The 2,532-nt window shown below is 37.4% G+C and carries 3 protein-coding genes; all 3 read left to right on the top strand.

Annotation, left to right across the window (positions count from 1 at the left end; all coding sequences use genetic code 11):
• Positions 1–386, top strand: a 386-nt coding sequence (locus tag AC1DPQ_RS24425) for a hypothetical protein (protein WP_477611153.1), incomplete at its 5' end; no start/stop codon positions are given.
• A gap of 365 nt (positions 387–751) precedes the next feature.
• Entirely contained in the window at positions 752–1,186 is a 435-nt protein-coding gene (locus AC1DPQ_RS24420) for a hypothetical protein (protein ID WP_477578818.1), read from the top strand.
• 881 nt (positions 1,187–2,067) lie between these two features.
• On the top strand, positions 2,068–2,532 hold a 465-nt coding region (locus AC1DPQ_RS24415; protein WP_477611152.1), incomplete at its 3' end, for a glycosyltransferase family 2 protein.

Raw genomic sequence — 2,532 nt, 5'->3', positions numbered from 1 at the left:
TTGCGCAGACTAATCCAGTAGGATGTATAATTGTATTCCCTTATGGTGCGGTTGCTTCATTCCCGAACGTTTACACAACACTAACAGGTTTTTCGGTGCCCACAACAGAGAGCGCGGATATTCAAGGTCTTCCTGTTTATGATGGTTTTGGCGCCGGTGTAGCTGTCAGTTACTCCTGTTATAGAGATCCAGTACCCAATACTACAAGACAATGTGTTGTAAGAGGTACTTCTACTCAATGGTACGGGGGTGTGTTCGCTCAAAACTTTTATCAGTGCCCCATAGATGATTATATACCCTACATGATATTGGCACTGGCCGCCCTAGGCTTTTTTATAATCAAAAAACAAGTGGTATGTGGGACAAGTAATTATAGCTTGTCTTAAACTGCTTTTGGCCAATATTGAACAAGTCTTATTCATTTTGTTCATGACAATTGTCAAGGATTTCTGATTTTGCTTTAAGCGAATTTTTTATTTTTTCTTTGTTTAGGTGCTTTCTGGGCCATTTTTGACGAATTGTAGCGCGAAATCAGCGTGTCATACTCCATTCATATTCACCCCATTCGATAATTTATTTATGCTTTTTTGGTTAATTTTGTAATATTAATCTTACGATTATTTTGGTATTGTGTTGGTTTATATCATCACTTGGTTCCAAAATTTTGTTGTGTTATTATTATAATTTTTTTGTCGCAGAACATCTCTGATTGTGGGAGTTACGTATGTGCACCCACCAGTACCAAACAATAATGTCGAAATATCTCTTTTTAACTGTTTTGTCAACAGTTTTATTTTTCTCTAATGCCGTCGGAGCAGTAGGCTGTAAAACCGGAAATTATATTTATACAGTTCAAAGTGGAACTTATTTTGACGGAGGGACCACTATGCCACTATACACTGCATCTGATCGAATCACAATAAGAAACTGGCCTGAAGATCCAAATTGCGGGATTTTAAGAACTACCTCAGATAATTATCCGGTAGCCAGTGGCGGCTCTGGCAATCCTCAATCTAAATGTACTTCTCTGGAAAGTGTTTCTAATCAGGGTGTTCTGGTGGATTACAATCCATCTGATAGCAATTGTATGCTGTTACCATTAGATGATTATGCGCCGTATTTAATAAGCTCCATCGGATTTCTTGGTTTTATCATAATTCGTAAAAAAGGATCAATTCGCATCTAGTCTATAAGTCATTATACTGTTATTCCTTATAGTGGTAATTTTGTATCACTAAGGGCCATAGTGTTGCCATAATATTGAACAAAAAGAACGGCAAATGCATAAGTTAGACAAACTAATTTTATATGGGGTCAGTATCGATATGAATGAAGGGGCGTATTAGTTATCATATTATTCTTTTCTTGAAATACTTTATACGCATTTGTTCAGGGTTCAGCCACGGGACGCATCATGCCTGATGAATAAATCGTTTACCGAAATCAGTAATAAATGTGGAATCCTCTTAATAGTTGAAAGCAGTTGAACAAAACGAATGTAGTTTCTGCATTAGGTTTGGTGTAGTTTTGATTTGGATATAATTCTACAGTTATGAACTCCTTGAAATGCTTAGCTATATGGATTGTTTTATTTCTCTATTCTACCTTAGCTAAAGCTACCGATGGATGTTTGATCACCGGCGGGACTGAACTTTATGATACTCCCACATTAAATGTTTTAACAGGAGGATATAAGCTTTATACCAATTCCTTATATCCTTTATCCAGTAATTATTGTAGTTGGGCAGCCGTATCATATACAGGAACTACATGTGGTGTTTGTTCCGGCTTGGGAATTTGTGTAGCTGGAATCTGTCCATGTCTTGGAACAGCTAAATATGGTTTGGAGGGGTCATTCACAATGGTTTTATGCAACTTCGATGACCATTCGTGGCTATTGGGAGCTACAGCAGGGTTATTCGGCATATTCATTATTAGAAAACGAAACAAACCATAGATCATCTTTGTCTGTTCGAATAGGAAACCATTCGGCATATGTAAAGCTATTCTTTATCTTTACCATAGTTTTCAGCTTAAAAAAAGTCGAAGAATCCCCGTTTGGTAACCATGAAAATATCACTCATTACAGTCGTTTACAATGGAGAAACCTTCTTGCAAGAGTGTTTTAATTCTGTAATGGCGCAAAGCTATCCGGATGTAGAGTACCTGGTGATTGATGGGGGATCGACAGACGGAACGTTAAATATTATTCAGGAGAACCAATCTCATATTGATTATTTTGTTTCAGAAAAAGATAAAGGTTTATACGATGCCATTAATAAAGGGATCCAGAGGGCAACAGGAGAGGTAATCGGAATCTTAAATGCCGATGATTTATTTGCACACCCCGATGTATTGGCATCAGTAGCCAAAACCTTTATCGATCAGCCGAAAATAGACGGATTTTATGGCGACCTCAATTACATCCATCCAAAAACACATAAAATTATCAGGACGTGGAAATCACGGCAAAACACCTTTCAGGATCTTAAAAAAGGCTGGATGCCCGCACATCCTACACTGTATTTGAAA

The sequence above is a fragment of the Pedobacter sp. 01T416_2 genome, from assembly GCF_056398925.1.
Note: the sequence above shows the minus strand (reverse complement) of the source record. Positions and strands in the feature narration are given on the sequence as shown.